Origin of the sequence: Phenylobacterium montanum (assembly GCF_018135625.1) — a bacterium.
Classification (GTDB): Bacteria; Pseudomonadota; Alphaproteobacteria; order Caulobacterales; family Caulobacteraceae; genus Poindextera; species Poindextera montana.
In genome coordinates this window covers 2,264,761-2,284,444 of record NZ_CP073078.1, presented here as the reverse complement: position 1 = coordinate 2,284,444, position 19,684 = coordinate 2,264,761, and the positions used below count along the sequence as shown (strand labels likewise).

Here is a 19,684-nt window from a genome sequence, read left to right as displayed (position 1 = left end):
AACGCCTCGCCGATAGCGCGGCCCTGCGTCTCGATGAAAATAACAACATAGTTTCCTTCGATCGGGCCGTTATGGTCCACCGGGTTCAGACCGAGGTTATCCCATGACCAAGTTGTTCCCGCCGATTATGAGCCGCGGTATCGACACTCCGTCCCGTTTCGAGGGGGAGGTTTTTGACCTGGAAGTCGTTGAAGGTGAAATCCCGAAGTCGATCGACGGGCTCTTCGTGCAGGCCGTGCCGGATCAGCAGTTCCCCCCTGAGGACACCTATGTTTCGCCCATGGACGCGAGCGCCCACGGCGACGGCATGGTCCGCGCGCTGCGTTTCCGAGACGGACACGTCGATTTCCGATCGCGTTACGTGCGCACTGAACGCTTCCTGCTGGAGCGAGCAGCTCGCCGGTCGCTGTTTCCGCATTATCGCAATCCGTTTCGCGACGATCCGAGCGTGGCGGGCCGGGACCGCACCACCGCCAACACGGCGGTGTATCTCCACGCGGGAATGCTGCTCGCCTCAAAAGAGGATGGGCCCGCCTACGCGCTCGATCCGGTGACGCTCGACACCAGGGGACCCTGGCGCGCGGGTGGCGCCATCGACAGCAAAACCTGGACGGCTCATCCGAAGTTTGATCCGGTATCTGGAGAGATGATCGGCTTCGGCTACGCGGCCAACGGCGAGTGCACCCGCGACCTGGCCTACTACGTGGTCGATCGCGAAGGCCGCGTGGTTCACAGGGCGTGGATGGAGGCGCCCTGCGCGGCAATGATCCACGACTGCGCGGCGACGCAAAACTATACGATCTTTCCGATCATGCCCTACTCGAGCGACGTCGAACGCCTGAAGCGGGGCGGCGAGCATTTTCAATTTGAGCCGGAGATGGATCAGATCTTCGGCGTCATGCCGCGCTACGGCTCAGCTGGTGAAACCAAGTGGTTCCGCGCGCAGCCAAGCTTCACCGGGCATACTATCAACGCCTTTGAGCAGGGTGGAAAGATCTGCTTCGATTTCGTCGAAGGGGACGGCAACGCCTTTGGCCCGATGTTCCCGGATAAGGACGGTCGTGCGACCGAGCCGGGCGCCGTGCGGATGAAGTTGGTCCGCTACGTGATCGACTACAATTCGGATGAACTTCGTCTGGATCAGTCCAGCCGGACGGTTCTCGCAGACGGCCATTTTGGCGAAGGTCCCCACATCGATGAACGCTATGCGATGCGCGAGCACCGCTTTGTCTGGATGCCGGGGCTGGATCGCACCCGCCTGGCCACGGACGAACAAGGACGGCCCATGCCGGTGATGTTCAACACCCTGCATCGATACGACGTGAAGTCGGGGGAATCGGAGGAATGGTTTGCCGGCCCGGAGTGCACCTTGCAGGATCCGGTGTTCCTGCCGCGGTCCGAGGACGCGCCTGAAGGCGAGGGTTATCTCGTCTGCATCGTGAACCGCGTGCCGACGCGCACGAGCGAAATCGTGGTGCTCGACTCCATGGACCTGGCCAAAGGACCTTTGGCCCGCATCCGCGTGCCTGTCACCTTGCGGAGCGGAATCCATGCCGCCTGGATCCCCGGTTCGCGTCTGCCGGACTGACGTCTCGTGGCATAGAGCGCAAGGTTCGGATCGGCTCGTCGTTTCCCACTTCACCCCTACGTCTCGAGGCGAATGCGATGATTCTCTCTGGCTTCGCCGGCGCAGAAGACACAGCCCTGCGCCGGCTCGCCGACCGCTATCTCGAAAGCGTGGTGCGGCGCGATCCGACCTATGCGCCCTTGGCCCCTGCGGCGCGGGCTTCGCTCAACGCCAAGCCCGTGCCGACAGACGTCCTGCCCGAGGTGATCGACTTTCCGGCCTTGCAGATATTCATGGATTCGGATCAAGGCGGCGTCGTCATGCTGGGCGTAGCGATGGGCACCGAAGGCCCGCGTCCCTACGCGGTGCGGCTCCAGGTCCAGGACGGTCGTATCAGCGAAGTGGAGACCTTGCTCAGCAGTGTCACCAAAGGCCATTTCGCCGACGTGGATCAGCTTTTCCGGCCCGACGTGCTTTACGACGCTCCGGTGCCTCCGGTCCGTGCGGTCGACCGTGACAGGTTGAGGGCAATCGCCGATTCCTATTGGACCGGTTTGCAGGAGAGCGACGGCAGCATTCCCCCGTTCGCCTATCGCTGCGAGCGGTTCGACAACGGCAAGAAAATCACAAACAATCTCAGCATTTTGCTCTCGCCCGAGGCGGCGGTGTTGACGTGCGCCAGCAGCCTCACGGCGACGCGGCCCGCCCGCCCGTCGCCTCGAAGCCGACGATTCCCGGTGCTTGATGTCGGGTTGGGAGTGGCGGCCAGCCTGGTGTTGGTCGACTTTGGTCCCAACACCCTCGGGTTTCCGCCGATGACCCATTACATGATGGCGATCTTCAAGGTCGTGGACGGCGAAATCCGTTGCATAGACGAGATCAGCGAGAAGTTGCCGTTCGGAGCGCCCAGTCCCTGGTGAGGCTGGCTAGAGCGGTTTCTGCGCTGATGGAATCAGAGCGCCGCTCTAGGCCGTGTTGACGAAGTGGATTGAACGAACCCGCTAGCGCGGGAGTGTCGTGAGCGTTTGGGGGAAGGCCCCTGTCTGAGAGGATTTGGTGTCGAGCCAACCCTTCTGACAGGAGCATCGCAGATGGCCGAGATGAGCCCTCTACGCCGGCGCATGGTCGAGGACATGACGGTCCGCAACCTCTCGCCGGCGACGCAGCGATCCTACCTGCACGCGGTCTCGAAGTTCAGCCGGCATTTCGGCCGTTCGCCCGATCGGCTGGGTCTGGAGGATGTGCGCGCCTTCCAGGTGCACCTGGTCTCGACCGGCATTTCGTGGCCAGCGCTGAACCAGACGGTTTGTGCGCTGCGTTTCTTCTACGGCGTCACCCTTGGCCACGGAGAGATCCCGGAGCGGATCGCCCACGCCCGCGAGCCGCGCAAGCTGCCGGTGGTGTTGAGCGCCGACGAGGTGGTGCGGTTTTTGGAAGCCGTGCCGAGCCTGAAGACGCGGGTGGCGCTGACCACGGCCTATGCCGCCGGACTGCGGGCGTCCGAGGCCGTCGGCCTGAAGGTCGGCGACATCGACAGCAGCCGGATGGTGATCCGCGTCGAACAGGGCAAGGGCGGCAAGGACCGATATGTGATGCTCTCGGCGCAGCTCCTGGGCATCCTGCGCAGCCACTGGCGGCTGGCGCGTCCCAAGCTCTGGCTGTTTCCCGGCCGTGACGAGAGCAAGCCCATCGACATTCAGGTTTTGAACGGCGCCTGCCGCTCGGCCGCCGCGGCCGCCGGCCTGGCCAAGCGGGTAAGGGTGCACACCTTGCGCCGTTCCTTCGCCACCCACCTGTTGGAGAACGGAACCGACAGACTGGCGCGGCGTCCCGAAGACGAAGCGGTTTCCGTCCGGATCCCGGACACATAGCGCGTCCTCGAAAAGGTCCGTCGGCGAGGCTTCGGTTTGAACGCCTGCGGTCCCAATGCGCTCACCAAGCGCATCCAGAACGGCAGGTTCCTCAGTGGCATAGGCCGCAAAGCCGAGTGTCTTGGCGCGCCCCGCCTGGAACAACAGTCGCCGAGCCTTCGCCTGACCCAACCATTCGCGGGGGCCGGCTTTGATCTGCAATCCCAACGCCCTGGCATAGAACGCGGCCAAGGTTTCGGGGTCGGGCGATTGAAGCGCCAAGTGGTGCAGGCTGGCGCGCAGAGGGGATGTAGTCTTCTTCAATGGAATGTCACCGACCGTTGCGAGAGCGACGGACCTCGGGCCGGGAGCCCGATATTCGACGGGCATTATTATAATGTGATAATATTTGTCGTCAATGACGTTCTTGAGCCGGGGGGCGACAAGGCGAGCGCCGGCAAAACGACGGCCGAGAATACCCCCTACTCGTTTGCCGGGGCTGGAGCCCTTTAGGTGGCGGAGAGGGGACCCTGTCCGCTCGAAAAGTTCCAAGCAACTGACGAGTGATACAGATGCATGAGGACATATTTGCGCCAGAGGCCGTTCCAGCTGAGGTCGCGGCCTTCAACGCGGATATGGCCCGGCGCCTGGGGAGCCTGCGCAGCATCTGGGAGATTGGGCTGGAGAAGGCGCGCGGCGGCGGCTTCATGCCAACGCCGCCCCCTTCGCCGCGCGCCTATGACGTCGCCGTCGGCCCCAATGTGTCATTGCATGTCGTGCCGTGCTCCCAGCCTAGGGGCGTCTTGCTGCACATTCACGGCGGCGGCTTCATGCTTGGCGGCGCCGCTGGTCAGGACAATATGCTCGAGCGGATCGCCGATACGGTGGGGGTGACCTGTGTCAGCGTCGAATACCGGCTGGCGCCGGAAAACCCTTATCCCGCGGCCTGGGACGATTGCGAGGCCGCGGCTCTGTGGCTCTTGGAGCACGCCAAGGACCGGTTCGGCGCGGAGCCGCTGTTGATCGCGGGGGAATCGGCCGGCGCGCTGTTGGCGGTGGCCACCCTGCTCCGGCTGCGGGACCGTGGGCTTCTTGCACGGTTTCACGGGGCGGCGCTCAGTTTTGGCGTCTACGATTCATCCATGACGCCGAGCCAGGCTTCAGCGACGACCGGTGCTTTGAAGGCTTCAGACATCGCGAGGATTGTCGAGGCTTACGCCCCTCGGGCCGCTCAGCTGCGCTCGCCGGAGCTCTCGCCCCTGTACGCGGATCTGCGGGGCCTTCCGCCAGCGCTTTTCACCGTCGGGACCCTTGACGCCATGTTGGATGACTCGATGTTCATGTACTGCCGTTGGCTCGCCGCCGGCAACGAGGCCGAGATCGCGCTGTATCCGGGCGCGGACCATGCGTTTATCGAAACACTACATCCGTCCGCCCAACCCGCCAATGCCCGTATCGACAGCTTCCTCGGACAATGCCTCGAAGGCGAATGAGCGCCGGCGTCATCGTCACGGCGCGTCGGGCCTTTGGTGCTTGGTGTAGTGCGCGACAAATGGGGCGCCCATTCGCCCGGCTCGCCGATTGTCATCGGAGCACTTATCCTGGCTGTCGTAGTCGCTGCGAGTTTGCCGCCTCATCCGCGCCGCTGACGTTCGAGAACAGTCACGCATAACCTGGGCCTGCAACAAAACTAACGTGTCGGTCATTGCAGGTCAGCGGTTTCAACCAGGGGGTCTTTCCGCAAGCGCCGATGATTGCAGGGCTATGCGGTCAGTCGCGGGAAGTTTGGGCCTGGCGATTGCCCGTACCGATCAGAATGCATCGGCGTGAAGCCCGGCGCAGCAACGTTCTGTAGGAGAGCGTGCGCCGCCGACCTCTCGCGTCTTGTCACGGCAGCGCCGAGCGGAAGATCCGGAATTCCTAACACTGGTTTCGGCGCGCCGGGCAGATCTAGTCTGCACACGAGTAAACGGTCTCGGGCGCAGCACAACAAGGATAGCCGCCCGCTTTGTTCCATCTGGCCGTCCGACGACGAATTTGAACAAAGCGTGGGCCTTGCCGGGAGCGACTGAAGAGAATGCCTGCGTTTGCAGGCGCGGAACGCGCCGGCGGATCCGACGCGTCTGTTGAAAAAAACTAATCTGGTGGGGGGTATGAACGGAAGCTATCACTTTTCGCGGGCGGACATGGCTTGGCCCAGCATCGCGGCGGGGGCTCTTGCGACGTCCTTGGCGCTGTCGGCATCGTCCGCCCACGCGCAAACAACAGCCGCATCGCCATCGGAAAAGGCGGCCGCTCCGCAGGAAACGAACGGCGGAAGCGTGCAGCTTTCGGAAATAATCGTGACGGCGGAACGCCGCAGCACCAACGTTCAGAAGACTGCCGCCGCTGTCACCGTACAGCGCGGCGAAGATCTGCTTCAACGTGGCAAGTTTACGTTGAACAACATTCTGGAAACGGTGCCGAACGTTTCCGGCGGCGAATCCGAGGGCGTGTCCCGTTACCCGACCGGCAACGACAGTCCTGCCTCCGGCATCACCATCCGTGGGATTGCATCCAACGGGCCCGTGAGCGGCCAGAGCATTCCCGGCGTCACGGCGACTGCGGTCTATGTTGATGACGTCTATTCGGGCCTTGGCGGCGGCTACGACATTGATCGGGTGGAAGTGCTTCGCGGGCCGCAGGGAACGCTTTACGGTCGCAGCGCCACCGCTGGCCTAGTCGCCATTCACACCCGCGACCCGCAACTGGGGCGTACGTCCGCCGACCTTTCTGTGGAAGGTGGCAACCTGGATCTCATCCACGTGACGGGGGCGGTGAACGTCCCGATTGTCGACGACAAGCTGGCGCTGCGCGTGGCCGGCAACCATTATGAGCGCGACGGACCCGACGCATCGCGCGGGTACGGCGCCGTAAACCAGGACGAGGGCAAGGCGAAACTGCGGTTCAAACCGATCGACACCTTCTCACTGCTGGTGGGCGGCGCTTTTCAAGATCGGCAGTTCAACAACGGCGGGCTGAGCACCAATTTCGTGGCGCCCAATACGGTATCGTTCAATCCCGTCACGATAGGCTCGTCCAAGACCCGGTTTCGACAGGTGTGGGCGCAGGCAGACTGGGATGTCGGCGGCGTTCGGCTGACCTACCTGCCAGCGTATCGCACATGGAAGCAGGATGCGACCGTCTACCTCGTCGGCCCGGGGGGCGCGATAATCAAGCAGGGGGTAAAATCACCCAAGGACCATTTCCTGACCCAGGAATTGCGCCTTGCGTCGCTCGGTTCGTCGAGGCTGAACTGGCAAACGGGGTTGTTCTATTACGAGAACGAACTCGTAACCAGCAACCTCAACACATGGCAGTCTTCCGGCGGGCTGCTGTTCGACGCAGAGGTGGGGCGCAAGACATCCAACTTTGGTGTGTTCGCCGAAGGCACGTTCAGCATCACCCCGGCGCTTCGTTTCACCGGCGGTCTGCGCCACGACAAGACGATCGTGAAGACCGAGGAGGTTTACACCCAAAACCTGAACGGGCTCTGCAACACCCCGGTGGGGCCGGCTTCCGGCTGCGCAGCCGATGCACCAGGATCGCCAATCGCGGGCCTGCCGGAAAATCGGGTCTCCGCCTCCGTAGGCGGCGATGCCGGCCGTCGCGTATTCAATAACGACACTTTCAAGGCGCGGCTTGAATATGATGTTGCCCCCGCAAGCCTGCTGTATGCGTCAGTATCTAGTGCATTTCTGCCAGGCGACCTCCAGATCGGAACCGGTGCAGGCGGTCTGCCGACGGTGAACGTTTATCAGGCGGAGAAACTTGTCGCCTACGAGATCGGCAGCAAGAACCGCTTCTTGGATGGGCGCTTGCAGGTGAACGCCAATGTCTTCTACTATGACTATGGCGGCTATCAGATCAGTATCCAGCTCGACGCGAGGAACCCTGCCAGCGGCTTCTTGTTCAACGTGCCGATGCGGTTGACGGGCCAGGAACTGGAAGTGCAGTTCCAAGCCACGCCGGATGACAAGTTCGGCCTGAACGCCAGTCACGTCGAATCCAGGTTCCACGATCGCCCGCCAGCCTTCGCTGCGGCGGAGTCGGGCGCTGGCTTGTTCGGCTTCGCTCCGGTCAACGTGACCGGCCTGTACGACCACAATTTCCGCCTGACCAGTGGCGCGAACCTCGACTTCCACGCGGAGGGCACCTATCGCTCTGCTTATGACACATTTGTCCTGTCCGCGGCCTTGGCCGCGCAGGGCGGCAGGGCCTATGTGCGCCAGAACGACTTCTTCCAGGCGAACGCCAGCGCCACTTGGACATCTGCCGACCACCGCTATTCAGTCACGGCCTACGTCAGGAACCTGACCGATTATCGCTTCAAAACCTATGTGAACCTGCAATCAATCACGCCGTTGCAGGCCGACGGGAATTTGTCGGATCCGCGCACCTTCGGCGCTGTGCTGACAGGCCACTTCTGACGTCCAGAACGTCGAGCTCGGCGGCCTGCTTGGGCGACGCCGCGGTAGTTGGGTGACGCCAAGCATAGGGTCGATGTGGGCTGGGAAGGAACCTTCAAGAGTGACCGAATGAGCACAAACGACAATGCCGCGCGGCTACAGGCTAATAAGGAGGTTGTGAAGCGGCTGATGAGCCGGTTGTTCAATCCGGCGACGAGCGACACCCCCGAGACGCGCGCGCTGATGACCGAGAACTATATCCAGCACAATCCGAACTTCGCCAACGGCCCGGAATCGGTGATGCGCTTCCCACATACGCAGAAGGCGCGGGAGATGTTCGGGGTTCTTAAGTTCGCGGGGGAGCCTTTGGTGATCGCCGAGGAAGACTATGTGATGATGATGCAGCCTGTGCATCGTGACAAAGGCGACGGCACCGGCGTGACCTTCGTCTCGTTCTGGTTCGACCTGTGGCGCATGGAGGACGGCAAGGCGGCCGAGCACTGGGACTACGCGGATTGGGACCCCGATCTTGCGGGCAAGCGAGATGCCTGATGGCCAAAGCCACGCTGATTCTCGCACTCTGCGACTCTGAGATCGCAATCAGCAATTGGCGACCGCGCTCTTGTCGTCCGTCCGGTCTAACCCGTTCCGATGACCTAACCCTGTGAAGCGTTCACGCCTTGGGAAGGCCGATAGATGGGAGTGGAAATGACGGGATCAGCCCCAGGATGCATCGAGTGAAGGAACCAATTCGCCTGATGTCCGGCGATGATCGGTTGGCGCCTCAGGAAAGTCCTGCACCTAGCGAGGCGAGCCGCCAAGCGATGACCGTCGCAATCGCCTGCTCGATCTGTATGGGATTCAGTTTTGCGCCTGTTTTCATAGGAACTTTTCCGCTCTTCCTTGAGCCCGTCTCTCGGCAGTTCCAATGGAGCGCCGCTATTTTTCCGCAGGCCATGTTGGTCTCCGGTCTCACGGGCGTCCTTTTCGGCCCGTTGGTAGGCCGCTTGATCGACAAGCTGGGCGTACGAAAGGTCTTGCTGCCCGGGCTGATAGCCTGGGCGGCGACGTTGGCCGCGATGTCCTTCCTTAATGGCAGCGTCGCTTTGCTTTACGTGGTCTCGGCCGTGATGGGGCCGGTGGCGGCAACGTGCGGCCCGGTCGCGCTCGCCAAAGTCGTTTCGAGCTGGTTCGACCGAAGCCGCGGCACGGCGCTGAGCGCGGTCCTGGGCGGTTCGGTCGCGATTTTCACGGCCCTGCTGCTGGTGCTCGCGCGCGTTCTGATTCACGATATCGGTTGGCGGGGCGCCTATCTGGCGCTTGCCAGTCTGGTTGTCTTTATCGCCTTGCCCGTCTCTTTCTTTTTCTTGAAGGAGGCGCCGCAGTCGAGCCCTCCCCCTAAGGAGGGCATGCCGATCCCGGCGGGCAGGGACGTGACGCCGATGGCTGCGTTTGCCAGCCGGACATTCTGGACGGTGATCCTTGCATCGACTCTCGTCTGCGCTGCGTGCGGCGGCTTGGCGAGCCACTTTCTTCCCTGGGGGGAAGAACGCGGTGTTTCCTCTGCGACAGCCACCGTGGCGCTAACGCTCTATTCTCTTGTCGGCCCCTTCAGCGCGTTGATCGCTGGCGCAGCCGCGGATCGATTGCCGCATCCGGGAATGCTCGCGATTGTCTTTGCCCTGCCGCTGGTTGGCTTTTTAGCGGCACTGACGCCCTGGGAATGGGGGGTCGTCCTGGGATTTACGCTGATGGGGGCGGGCTTCGCCGCCGTGGCCGGCCTGCTTCCGATGTTCACCAGCCGCTATTTCGGACTGGCCAACGCCTCGACGATATTCGGCGTGGCGGTCGGCTTCACCACATTGTCGTTGGGTGTAGGGCCTGTCGTCCTCGGCGTCCTGCGCGACAAATGGGGCAATTACACCTCCACGTCGCCGGTGATGGTAGGAGCGCTTCTCCTCGCGATTGTCCTTGCGTCGACCCTGCCGCGCTACCCAAGTCGTTGAGGCTTGAACAGAACAGATAGCGCTTGGTCCAGCGGTAAAATTCAAGAAGGGGCCGGCGGTCAGGGAGAGGGGTCGTGAATAGCGTTCCACTGGCGTCCAAGGGCTCGCATGCTGATGAGGGCCCTACTGATCTTCACTCGCAGGCCGGAAATCCATTGTTCGAGGTGATCGTGGGCGCGTCCGCTGCGAACACGAAAGCAGCCTGTGTGATCGCAGCGCAGACCGAGGAGGATCTTATCGGCCGCGGCTGGCCAACGGGGATCATCTACGGCTCTGAGACGCAATTAGCGACAAGGTTCGGGGTTTGCCGCGTCGTAATGCGCGAAGCCGTTCGGATTCTGGAGAGTCGCGGAACGGCGCAGATGCGGCGAGGGCCCAATGGGGGGCTGTTGGTGCTGGCGCCGACCATGCCGGTCGTGCTCGAAGCGATCCATCGTTACATCATGTCCCGTTTCCGCGAGCTCCACCAGGGAAGCGCCTGCCGGACGATCCTGCACACGGTTCATGCGAGGCTGACGGGCCCAGGATCCGAAACTTGTGAAGGTCCAGGGCTCATCGATTTCCTGGAAGTCCTGATCTCAGCAGTTGACCAATTTGCCCGCGAGGGTCCTGCAGGTCATGTTTTACAAAGCGCAGCTGCTAAGAGTGCACGTTCTCGAGCCGCGCAGGTCCTCAGGTTGCTTATGAAGGATTTGCACGGCCGAGACGCGACTGATCATCGTCTAGGATCGGAATTCGATCTCTGCGACCGCTACAGCGCCGATCGTAATGCGATGCGCCAGGCGGTGCGGGTTCTGGAATTCGAGGGGATAGCTGAATCCCTAGCTGGACGTGGCAAGGGACTTATGGTGCGTACACCAGAACCCTCCGCCCTTTGTCGACTGATAATCTGCTACTTCACCGCGACCCGAGTCACGCCGGGTGATGCGACGCATCTTTTCAAGATGTTGAGCGCCGAGGTTGTTTCTATGGCCGCCGAGCAGGCCACCGATAGTCAGCTGGGCCGTTTAGGGGACATACAGCGCCTGCTCGAGTCCGACGCCCGCGTCACGACAAAAGTAATCCAACAGGCAGAGGAGAGCCTGTTCGGATTTATCGATGAGCCCCTCATCGACATTCTGCTGCGCTGCACCGGGAGCTATTCGATCTGGTGGTCCTCGATCGATCCCGAAAGCGAGCAAGGGCGCTCTGTATATCGAACGACGACGCTCAAGGTGGTTTCGGCGCTGCTTGCCCGGGATGGGGTTGCAGCTGCAGTCGCCCAGGCCCATAAGGTCGAGTGTCTCAACAGGCTGACCTGAACCTTAGAGCGCTTTGTGCAAAAGCGGAGACCGGATTTGCGGTCGCAACGCGCTCGAACATTTGATTCTAGAGCACGGTGCGGCAAGGCGATTCCGCCTTGCCGCACCGTGCTCTAGGGGGCGCCGGTCAGCCAAGGAACGTTCCGCCGGTCGCGTCGATCAGCTGCCCCGTGATCCACCCGCCTTCCTCGCTCGCAAGGAAGGCGACAATGTTGGCGATGTCCGCCGGCGTCCCCAAGCGGCGAAGCGCGGACTGAGCTTTGGCTTGCTCCACGAAGTCGGGATTGCTTTCCGTGAGGCGTAGAAATTCGGCGGTCGCGGTTGGGCCGGGCGCCACGGAATTCACGGTTATGCCGCGGGCGCCGAGGTGCAGGGCTGCCGTCTTGCTGAACACCTCGAGCGCGCCCTTGGCCATCGCATAGGAAACCACATCAGGGTTCACGATACGCGAGGTCGCGGACGAAATATTAATGATGCGACCTCCATCACGCAGGCGCGGTAATGCCGCCTGCGTGAGAAAGAAGGGCGCTTTCACGTCGACGGCAAAGGCCCTGTCGAACTCGGCCGGGCGCAACCTTTCGACCGAGCCGAACATGATCTGTCCGGCGTTGTTGACCAGAATGTCGAGCCCGGTCTGACCGGAACATTTCGCCAAACCGCGATCAAATTCCTCGAATGTCTCTGTGAACAGGCCGTCCGACACGTCGAGCTCAGCCTGCAGGAGGAACGCTCGTCCTCCTGCGTCCTCGATTGTCTTCAGCACGTCTTGAGCCGCCCCAAGGTTTGCCCCGTAGTGGATCGCCACGGTTGCGCCGTCGCCAGCAAGGCGGATAGCGATCTCTCGGCCAATGCCCCGGCTCGCGCCGGTGACCAGCGCGACCTTTCCGTTCAGGTCAGCCATCTCACCATGCTCCCAAGAGATTGGTTTCTCCGCGCAGTTGCCGTCCCCCGTACCAGTATCCGTGACCGGTGCTTCGGAGACGGAACGGGAGAGCCACCGTCGCCACGGGCGGTGCGTTGATGTCGCTCGCATCAAGGATGAGCAGTTCGCTTCGCATTTGCTCGTGCCGACCGACGACAGCCATGATGTAGCCCTCGCCTTCCGCCGCCTCGTCGTGAGCAGGAACGAACTGCGGCTCACCAATCGAACAATTGTGCCCGGCGTAGAGGATCTTGGATGGACCCTTGCCACTAACGTCCAGGGTCGCGATCCACTGGAAGCCGCCACCGACGCGTTCCTGGCCGGGAACGTCGAGCAGGTTCATCGTGGCGAAGCTGTATGGCACGGTTTCGAAGCGGGTGTCGATGCGGGGAAGCTCGCCCGGATATTCGAAGAGCGGCTGCTCGGTGAAGCCATCCCCCTGGCCTTCCATGTCGATCACGACGCGCTTGGCGTAGGGCATGGTGTGGGCCGGCTCGATCTGCGAACCGTCGATGTTCGGGAAGAAGCGGAAGAAGGACCGCTTGCTGAACGTGTTGTCGGCATAGATGTAGCGCCCGTCATCATAAGCGCCGATGGTGTGGCCATGGCATTGATTAGGACCTTTGAACCATCGGATCTGATCGCCACGTCCTTTGCGCGGCAGCACCCCGAGATAGACCTCCTTGGTGTAATCCCACTTGAAGGCCGGCTCGTGCCGCTGGATCCATTCCAGTTCGTGGCGAAGCGGAGTGATAGGGAAGACGACATAGTTCTGCGTGACCATGATGTCGTGGACCATGCAGGTGTAGGGGGCGTGAAACCACGCCTCGTGAATGATGCGCCCATTGCTATCGGCTTCATAGTACGCGATATCGGTCGTGGCTGGACCGGCAGCGCAATATCCGAAGAACACCAGCTCGCCGGTTCGAGAATCAATTTTGGGGTGAGCGGTGATCGCCGTAGCGGTTACCTTACCATCCCAGTCATACTCTCCAATCGTTTCAAGTGTGAAGGGATTCATCTCGATCGCAGGGCTGTCCTCCTTCATCGCAAGAAGTTTGCCGCCGTGCACCAACATCGTGACGTTCGCGGTGCCGCGGCTGAGGCCGGCTACCGAGGAATCGTCGGAGAAGGGATTACGATATTGGCCGAATAGCGCCCGCCCTGCCTTTTCCTCCGCAACGAAGCGGGGCGTGCGAACGTACCGCATGCGGAAATTGACCCTGCCGTCCTTGAAATAGAAGCAGGATGCCATGCCGTCTTCATTGAGCATGAAGACATCGTTTTCGACAAATGACGGCCACTTCCTGTCCCCAATCAGGCGAAAAAAGCCGCCATCAAGATGTTGCGGAACCGCCCCCTGCACGACCTCTAGGCCGTCCAAATCGATCTCTGCGCGCATAGGCGCTTCGAAGCTCGTGAAATCATTGTTCGGGAATCGGATATTCATCATCGGGACTCCTTTGTCTGGGCCAAGCGCTGTCGCATTGCTCTGAATTTGAGTTTGCGGTCATTGCTCCCTGGTAACCAGCTTCAACATTTCCCGCCGTCGACGCCCGACTGTTCGTGCGGGTTGTCTCCGTGAAGCTTGGGAGCTGCGCATAGGGGCGTGGCGGGCCAGCGCCGCGACTTCTCGGGCGCGGAATTCGTGGCCCGCAAGTTGGCCGTCCGGCGGACCGCACCTGCGACGTCAGGCCCCGAAGTCGATCGGTGCTTCGGCAAGCCGACTTTTGTAACCGATCCCGCCCTCCCTGGCGCCCGCCACCGAGCCCGTGAGAGCCTTTCCCGGCGCGCGACCACCGTCGATCTGCGCCGCGCCGGCTCGAAGCGACCTTCGGCGCGACTTGAATGAGAGCGCGCCGGTCGAATGGCCAGCGCCAAGGCCAATAAAGCGCCGGCTGTCGCCACGGCTCCGCGGTTCCGACCCTACGAGCCCGCCAGCCGCCGCCCTCCAAAGGGGCGCGCAGAAAAGGCGTGGATTGTCATAATCGGAATATGGGAGCATGTTTCCGGCATGATGACAGACGCCCTCCCTCTGGAGCCCGCCCCGTCCATCCTCACTGCCGCCAATGACGACAGTCTCCTTGGCGATGTCATTGGCGAAAGGCGGGATGGAGCGGAAAAGGGAGCCTGTCGGGTCGCCAGACGCATCGAGGAGAGCCTGATCGCAAACGGATGGCCGCGCGGACTCTCGTGCGGCTCTGAACAAGCCCTGGCGGAACGTTTTGGGATCGGGCGGGCCGTGATACGCGAGGCCGTCAGGATACTTGAAGTGCGCGGCACCGCACGGATGGTCCGGGGGCCGCGGGGTGGGCTTCGAATTCTCGAGATCGACCCCCGTCGCACGGCCGACGTTCTCGTCAGATTCGCTCTTTTTTTTGGCGTAACCGAAGCCCAACTCGGTGAAGCCGAGAAGGCGCTTGGACATGTTCGCGAAGAACTGGAGGGGCCTGAGGCGCGGCATGGGAGACCGGCTGAACGGCAGCATTTGGCCGTGCTGGATTTTTTCGACGGCGTCGTCAGCTCGTTGCAGCGGATGATTCGGAGCGTCGACGGGAGGGCGGCTTTTCGGCCTCTGCTCATTCCGGAGGATGGCCGGTGTTCGCGGGCGCAGGAGATCGCAAAACGCATGCTCCTCGAATGCTCGGCCGAGGAGTGGACTCGCGGCCATCGCCTCGGGTCGGAAGAAGATCTTTGCTTCCGCTATGGCGTTGACCGAGACGTCTTTCGTCAAGCGGTGCGGATCCTTGAAAGCGCGGGCGCCGCCGAGACCTTCTGCGGGCGCGGTCACGGCTTGGTGAGTCAGGCGCCGCGGACTGGAAGCGTGGCTCGTCTAGTGTCCTGTCTCTTCGCCAGTAGCGGCGTGGATCCGCAGGCGGTCATGCTCGTGTTCCAGCGGTTGAGCATCGAAATCGTTTCGCTGGCGGCGGCCAGGACTTCGCCGGACAGGTGCGAAGAGGTGGCTCGAGCGCTCGACCAGCTGGAGGACGCGCTCAATGGGCGCGATGCCAGCAAAGTGTTGCCGCGAGTCTTTGCGGTCGAGGAGGCCATCGAATCGGTCGCGGCAAATCCCATCCTGCACCTTTTCGTACAGAGCGTGCGCGGCTACCCGTCGGCCCACCTGCCCCGGGATCCGGCGCTTCTCGACGCAATGAACCGGCAGTTTCTCGTGTTGAGCCGCCCGATCCTCGAGGCGTTTCGCGCGAACTGCGTCCAGGCCGCGGCAAGCGCACAACGATCACGGGCCAGCGGATTGGCCTTCCTCAGTGAAGCCTTCTTCTCCAAGCCGACCGCAAAAACGTCATTGATTGTCGTATCACGGTAATATACGTCTTTTATGGCGGCGTGGGTCGCACGCGAGCGAACTCGGGAGGACAAGATGCACGTAGGCTACGCCACCGGATTCCAACATCAGAGCGGACCCCGCCTGAATGACACCCAGTTCCTGAAGCAGGATCTGGAAATGGCGCTCCAAGCGGAAAATCTAGGGTTCGAGTCGATTTGGGTCACGGAGCACCACTTCACCGATTATTCTATTTCTCCTTCGCCGCTGCAGGCGCTGGCTTACCTGGCCGGGAAGACGAAGCGCGTAAAACTGGGAACCCAGGTCGTCGTGCTTCCGTGGAACGACCCGGTTCGGGTCGCCGAGCAGGCGCTCTGGCTCGACAACATTACCGAGGGCCGGCTGCTACTCGGTTTCGGCCGCGGCCTCGGCAAGATGGAATACGAGGGCATGCGGGTCGACATCAATCAGACCAGGCAGCTCTACCGCGAATACGCGGAACTGATCATCGGCGCGCTCGAGACCGGCGTGATCGAGGGGGGCGCGATTACACAGCAGCCGCGCCGCGAACTGCGCCCGCGTCCTTACGGGAGCTTCGAAGGGCGCATCTTCGGCTCCGCCGGCTCGCCGGAGTCCGTGCGCACCGTAGCCGAACTCGGGATGGGCATTTTGATCATCAATCCCGAGCCGCGCCCAAACCTGGGCGTCGACTTCGCCACCTACGACCAAGTGTGGAATGAAACCCACGGGGCTGGCCGGACGGCGCCCAGCCCTCTTCTTTCAGGTACAATCTTCGTTGACGAGAGCAGTGACCGCGCCAAGGAAATGTCCTGCAAATACCACCGGGTGAATTTCCGGGCCGCCGTGAAGAACTACGGCATGGCGGACGACGACTTCGGCACGTCGAAGGGCAATGAGTTCTACAAGAGCATGAGGATCGCGCCCGAGAAGATCGACGAGATGGCCGACAAGATGGGTACCGTCATGCCGGCCGGAAATCCCACTGAAATCCTCGAAATCCTGGATAGGATAAACAAGGAAGCCAAGCTTCAAGGCTTCTTCCCGCACTTCCACTTCGGCGGCATGCCGCGGGAAGAGGCGGAGCGTAACATGCGCCTTTTCGCCGAGAAATGCCTTGACGAGGTCAAGAGTTGGCCTTGCCAAAACACGCTCGATGGCGGAGCGCACAAGTTGCAGGCCGCCTAGTCCGCCAGACCTGCGCCGGCCAGATCGCCACTGGCCGGCGCATCCAGCCCATCACATGGCAGGACGGGAAGAGGACATTCGATGCGGAATCTGTCGGGGAAGGTGGCTTTCGTCACCGGCGGAGCCAGCGGCATTGGCTTTGGGATCGTCGAGGCCCTGCTCGACAGGGGCGTCAAGGTGGTGATCGCCGATCTGCGCGAAGACCATCTTGGCGAGGCGCGCGCCCACCTGGGGGAGCGCGAGGATGTCATGACCCTGTCGGTTGATGTCATCGACCGCGCCCAGATGGCCGAGGCCGCCAAGCGGACGCTCGATGCGTTTGGCCGATGCGATATTTTGGTGAACAACGCTGGCGTCGGCGTAAACCCGTCGATCGACACCATGACCTATGAAGACTGGGATTGGGTGCTATCCGTAAATCTAGGCGGCCCAATCAACGGTCTCATGGCCTTTCTCCCGGCCATGCTTCGTCAGGGGGAGGGTCACATCGTCACCACATCGTCGATGGCAGGCCTGCTGCCCACGGCGAACAACTACATCTACGCCGCCTCCAAGTACGCGGTGCGGGGCATGAGCGACTCCCTGCGCCTCACGCTGGCATCCCGCGGGATTGGCGTGTCGGTGCTTTATCCGGGGCTGACCCGCAGTCGGATGCTCGCGTCCGGAGAAAACCGGCAGCGCCGGTTCCAGACAGGGATGTCCGTTGCGGCGCCGTCCGGGGGGCCGGTCAAGCCTGCAGAGGACTCCGGGATGGACCCGCGCGAGGTCGGTGAGGCCGTCGTCGAGGGAATCCTCCAAAACCGCGGCTACATCATCTCGCATTCGGAATTTCGCGAGGAACTGGCCGATCATTTCAACGACATCCTGGCCGCCTGTCCGCCGCCCCAGCAGATCGATCCGGGGCGGAAGATGCTCGAAGACGCGCGCCGCAGACAGACCGCCGCCGCCATGCAGGCGATCGAGGTCCTCACCGCAAGGGGTTGGTAGCTCTCATGGAAGAAAGCATCGTGAAAGAGACGGCCGCACGACGTGACAGTGCAACGCTCCCGGCGATCGCGCCGCCGGAACCCGAACTGACACCAGCGCAGATGGTTGGCCGGGCCGACGCCATGCGGCAGGTCTTGCGGGAGCGCCAGGCGGCGGCTGAGGCGACCGGGAACATCTCCGCGGAAACCCACCAGGCTCTGGTCGACGCCGGCTTTTTCCGGGTCATCCAGCCGCGCGTCTTCGGCGGCTATGGGTTCGACCTGCCGACCTATGTCCGCCTTGTGACCGCCGTTGCGCGCGGCTGCCCGGAGACGGCCTGGGTGCTTTCACTGGTGCTGGGCCACGTGCACCAACTGGCTAGTTATCCCCTGGACGCGCAACGCGAAGCCTATGGCGCGAGCGGCGAGTTTCGAGCACCCGAGGTCGCCGCGCCGCAGGGCGTGGGCCACGCCGTTCCCGGGGGGTTCCGGGTCAGCGGAGCCTGGGACTATGCCTCGGGCTGCGCCCACGCCACCCATATCCTGCTGGCCTTCATGGTGGCGGAACCGGCGTCTGGCGCCCCCGCGATGCGTATGGGCCTATTTGACCGGAGCGACTACGAAATCGTCCGCAACTGGGATGTGATCGGGATGCAGGGCACCGGGTCGGATCGGGTCGTTATGAAGGACGTGTTCGTGCCCGAGCACCGCGCCAAGCCTTACCCCGGGCAAGACCGGGTCTTGCCGCCTGAAGCCTATGCCGACGCCCCGCTCTTCCACGGTCCTGCGCGACCCTTCATCATCCTGGAATCTGCATCGGTCGTCGTAGGCGCGGCCGAGGGCGCGCTCGATCTGTACGAGGAGACCTTCTTGGCTCGAAAGGCCACGGGTCCGACCGGCGCGCCTCGTCTCCAGCTGGCCGAGTATCAGTTGAACTACGGCCGGTGCCGCGCATTGGTCGATACGGCGCGGGCGGCCTTGCTCCAGACCGCGGCTGACTACATGGAGATAGCCGAGCGCACCTGCGCAACCGGCGCCCCATGCGCCGACGACGATGCGCGTCGCCTGGCGCTGGTCATCCTCCAGAGCATCCATCTCGCCCACGAGGCCGTAGACATCATGTTCCGCACCGCGGGTTCATCGGCGTCAAAGAGGGACGCCATGCTCGGCCGCTATTGGCGCAACGTCGGCGTGCTGCGCGGCCATCTGGCCCACCAGTCTGACAGCGCGGCCATCAACTATGGCCGGATCCACTTCGGACAGCCCCCCGTTGGCATCGCATGATGGATAGGGATCAGCTGCTCGGGCAAATGGATGTCTATCTGGCTGCGGTCGCGGACGGCGCTCCCGCGGCGCTCAACCTGGCGTCCGACTTTCGCTATACCGAGAACGGCGCTTCGCTCGACGCTGGCGAAGGCTTATGGGAGCGAGCGCCGCGCTTTGAAGGCATCCAGCGCTTCGCCGACGCGACGACCGGCCAGGTGGTGGCCATGGGCGTCGCGTTTCTCGACAATCAAGCCCGCCCGTTCGCCCAGCGTCTCCGGGTGGAGGAGGGAGCCCTGACGGACGCCGAGGCCATCATCAGTTCGGATCCGAAAGGGCATTTCGCCGACGTCGAACAGTTGCTGAAGCCGGACATCATCTACTCCGCTGTGGTTCCCCCGCACCGCCGGGTTGATCGTGACGGTTTGCGTGACGCAGCGGACAGGTATTGGGAAGGATTGGAGCAGAGTGACGGCCTCATCCCCCGCTTCAATTACCGTTGCGACAAGTATGACAACGGCGCCAAGACGACGAACACCTTGCGTACGCTCTTGTCGCCGGACGGCAAGGTGCACACCTGCGCCTCGGCGTTGAATGATACGCGCGCCGCGAGACCGCGCGCGCGCGAACGGCGCTATCCGGTCCTGGACACAGAGCTCGGGGTCGCTGGCAGCTTCGTCGTCGTGGATTTCCACCCAATCCCAGACCACCCTAGGCCGGACGCGGGCTCGATGTATATGCTCGGGCTGTTCAAGGTCGTGGACGGGGAGCTTCGCATTGTCGACGAGATACGGGAAATCCTGCCCCTGGGCGGCTCCTCTGGCTGGGCCGACAAGGGCGCGCCCCGGCTTGGATAGCGGATTTCACCGCGTG

Annotated in this window: 15 protein-coding genes and 1 pseudogene; 13 read left to right on the top strand and 3 right to left on the bottom strand. The window is 62.6% G+C overall.

The window, feature by feature from the left end; translation table 11 throughout:
- Window positions 1-103 precede the first annotated feature (103 nt).
- The 3 genes from KCG34_RS10250 to KCG34_RS10240 all read left to right on the top strand — a co-directional run bounded on the left by KCG34_RS10250 (window position 104) and on the right by KCG34_RS10240 (window position 3,438).
- Window positions 104-1,588 (top strand): carotenoid oxygenase family protein, encoded by a 1,485-nt coding sequence (locus tag KCG34_RS10250; protein ID WP_249138293.1) that lies wholly within the window; start codon window positions 104-106, stop codon window positions 1,586-1,588.
- Window positions 1,589-1,665: 77 nt separating this feature from the next.
- Window positions 1,666-2,487: a DUF8021 domain-containing protein gene (locus KCG34_RS10245; RefSeq protein WP_211940255.1), complete on the top strand. Its 822-nt coding sequence runs from the start codon at window positions 1,666-1,668 to the stop codon at window positions 2,485-2,487.
- Between the two features lie 171 nt (window positions 2,488-2,658).
- Complete coding sequence (locus KCG34_RS10240) at window positions 2,659-3,438, top strand: site-specific integrase (protein WP_211940254.1); 780 nt, start codon at window positions 2,659-2,661, stop codon at window positions 3,436-3,438.
- A gap of 21 nt (window positions 3,439-3,459) precedes the next feature.
- Here KCG34_RS10240 and KCG34_RS26120 read toward each other — a convergent pair.
- A pseudogene (locus KCG34_RS26120) lies at window positions 3,460-3,807 on the bottom strand (VOC family protein); the annotation flags it as partial.
- A gap of 182 nt (window positions 3,808-3,989) precedes the next feature.
- On the opposite strand from KCG34_RS26120, the gene KCG34_RS10230 reads away from it, so the two are divergent.
- From KCG34_RS10230 to KCG34_RS10210, 5 genes are all read left to right on the top strand, one after another.
- Window positions 3,990-4,910 carry an alpha/beta hydrolase gene (locus KCG34_RS10230; protein ID WP_211940253.1) on the top strand — a complete coding sequence of 307 codons (921 nt, stop codon included), beginning with the start codon at window positions 3,990-3,992 and terminating at the stop codon, window positions 4,908-4,910.
- A 660-nt stretch (window positions 4,911-5,570) separates the two neighbouring features.
- On the top strand, window positions 5,571-7,886 hold the full coding sequence (locus KCG34_RS10225; RefSeq protein WP_249138292.1) for a TonB-dependent receptor: 2,316 nt from the start codon (window positions 5,571-5,573) through the stop codon (window positions 7,884-7,886).
- A 108-nt stretch (window positions 7,887-7,994) separates the two neighbouring features.
- Window positions 7,995-8,417: a nuclear transport factor 2 family protein gene (locus tag KCG34_RS10220; RefSeq protein WP_211940252.1), complete on the top strand. Its 423-nt coding sequence runs from the start codon at window positions 7,995-7,997 to the stop codon at window positions 8,415-8,417.
- Window positions 8,418-8,623: 206 nt separating this feature from the next.
- Window positions 8,624-9,871 (top strand): MFS transporter, encoded by a 1,248-nt coding sequence (locus KCG34_RS10215; RefSeq protein WP_249138291.1) that lies wholly within the window; start codon window positions 8,624-8,626, stop codon window positions 9,869-9,871.
- A gap of 164 nt (window positions 9,872-10,035) precedes the next feature.
- Window positions 10,036-11,172 (top strand): GntR family transcriptional regulator, encoded by a 1,137-nt coding sequence (locus tag KCG34_RS10210; protein ID WP_249138329.1) that lies wholly within the window; start codon window positions 10,036-10,038, stop codon window positions 11,170-11,172.
- Between the two features lie 127 nt (window positions 11,173-11,299).
- Here the strand turns inward: KCG34_RS10210 and KCG34_RS10205 are convergent, their stop codons facing one another.
- Window positions 11,300-12,073 (bottom strand): SDR family oxidoreductase, encoded by a 774-nt coding sequence (locus KCG34_RS10205; protein WP_211940250.1) that lies wholly within the window; start codon window positions 12,071-12,073, stop codon window positions 11,300-11,302.
- Window position 12,074: 1 nt separating this feature from the next.
- Window positions 12,075-13,547, bottom strand: a complete 1,473-nt coding sequence (locus tag KCG34_RS10200; RefSeq protein ID WP_249138290.1) for a carotenoid oxygenase family protein — start codon at window positions 13,545-13,547, stop codon at window positions 12,075-12,077.
- A 561-nt stretch (window positions 13,548-14,108) separates the two neighbouring features.
- Between KCG34_RS10200 and KCG34_RS10195 the strand changes: the two genes are divergently transcribed.
- From KCG34_RS10195 to KCG34_RS10175, 5 genes are all read left to right on the top strand, one after another.
- Window positions 14,109-15,419 (top strand): GntR family transcriptional regulator, encoded by a 1,311-nt coding sequence (locus tag KCG34_RS10195; protein ID WP_211940249.1) that lies wholly within the window; start codon window positions 14,109-14,111, stop codon window positions 15,417-15,419.
- A 54-nt stretch (window positions 15,420-15,473) separates the two neighbouring features.
- A complete protein-coding gene (locus tag KCG34_RS10190; protein WP_211940248.1) occupies window positions 15,474-16,583 on the top strand; it encodes an LLM class flavin-dependent oxidoreductase in 1,110 nt (369 codons plus the stop codon).
- Window positions 16,584-16,664: 81 nt separating this feature from the next.
- On the top strand, window positions 16,665-17,570 hold the full coding sequence (locus KCG34_RS10185) for an SDR family oxidoreductase (protein ID WP_211940247.1): 906 nt from the start codon (window positions 16,665-16,667) through the stop codon (window positions 17,568-17,570).
- Window positions 17,571-17,575: 5 nt separating this feature from the next.
- A complete protein-coding gene (locus KCG34_RS10180; RefSeq protein WP_249138289.1) occupies window positions 17,576-18,832 on the top strand; it encodes an acyl-CoA dehydrogenase family protein in 1,257 nt (418 codons plus the stop codon).
- Window positions 18,833-18,858: 26 nt separating this feature from the next.
- The gene (locus KCG34_RS10175) at window positions 18,859-19,668 is read left to right on the top strand and encodes a DUF8021 domain-containing protein (protein ID WP_249138288.1); all 810 of its coding nucleotides are present in this window, start codon (window positions 18,859-18,861) and stop codon (window positions 19,666-19,668) included.
- Window positions 19,669-19,684: the final 16 nt, after the last annotated feature.

Coding starts and splice junctions, on each gene's coding strand:
- KCG34_RS10250 (WP_249138293.1), top strand. CDS start 104: ATGACCAAGTTGTTCCCGCCGATTATGAGCCGCGGTATCGACACTCCG.
- KCG34_RS10245 (WP_211940255.1), top strand. CDS start 1,666: ATGATTCTCTCTGGCTTCGCCGGCGCAGAAGACACAGCCCTGCGCCGG.
- KCG34_RS10240 (WP_211940254.1), top strand. CDS start 2,659: ATGGCCGAGATGAGCCCTCTACGCCGGCGCATGGTCGAGGACATGACG.
- KCG34_RS10230 (WP_211940253.1), top strand. CDS start 3,990: ATGCATGAGGACATATTTGCGCCAGAGGCCGTTCCAGCTGAGGTCGCG.
- KCG34_RS10225 (WP_249138292.1), top strand. CDS start 5,571: ATGAACGGAAGCTATCACTTTTCGCGGGCGGACATGGCTTGGCCCAGC.
- KCG34_RS10220 (WP_211940252.1), top strand. CDS start 7,995: ATGAGCACAAACGACAATGCCGCGCGGCTACAGGCTAATAAGGAGGTT.
- KCG34_RS10215 (WP_249138291.1), top strand. CDS start 8,624: ATGTCCGGCGATGATCGGTTGGCGCCTCAGGAAAGTCCTGCACCTAGC.
- KCG34_RS10205 (WP_211940250.1), bottom strand. CDS start 12,073: ATGGCTGACCTGAACGGAAAGGTCGCGCTGGTCACCGGCGCGAGCCGG.
- KCG34_RS10200 (WP_249138290.1), bottom strand. CDS start 13,547: ATGATGAATATCCGATTCCCGAACAATGATTTCACGAGCTTCGAAGCG.
- KCG34_RS10195 (WP_211940249.1), top strand. CDS start 14,109: ATGATGACAGACGCCCTCCCTCTGGAGCCCGCCCCGTCCATCCTCACT.
- KCG34_RS10190 (WP_211940248.1), top strand. CDS start 15,474: ATGCACGTAGGCTACGCCACCGGATTCCAACATCAGAGCGGACCCCGC.
- KCG34_RS10185 (WP_211940247.1), top strand. CDS start 16,665: ATGCGGAATCTGTCGGGGAAGGTGGCTTTCGTCACCGGCGGAGCCAGC.
- KCG34_RS10180 (WP_249138289.1), top strand. CDS start 17,576: ATGGAAGAAAGCATCGTGAAAGAGACGGCCGCACGACGTGACAGTGCA.
- KCG34_RS10175 (WP_249138288.1), top strand. CDS start 18,859: ATGGATGTCTATCTGGCTGCGGTCGCGGACGGCGCTCCCGCGGCGCTC.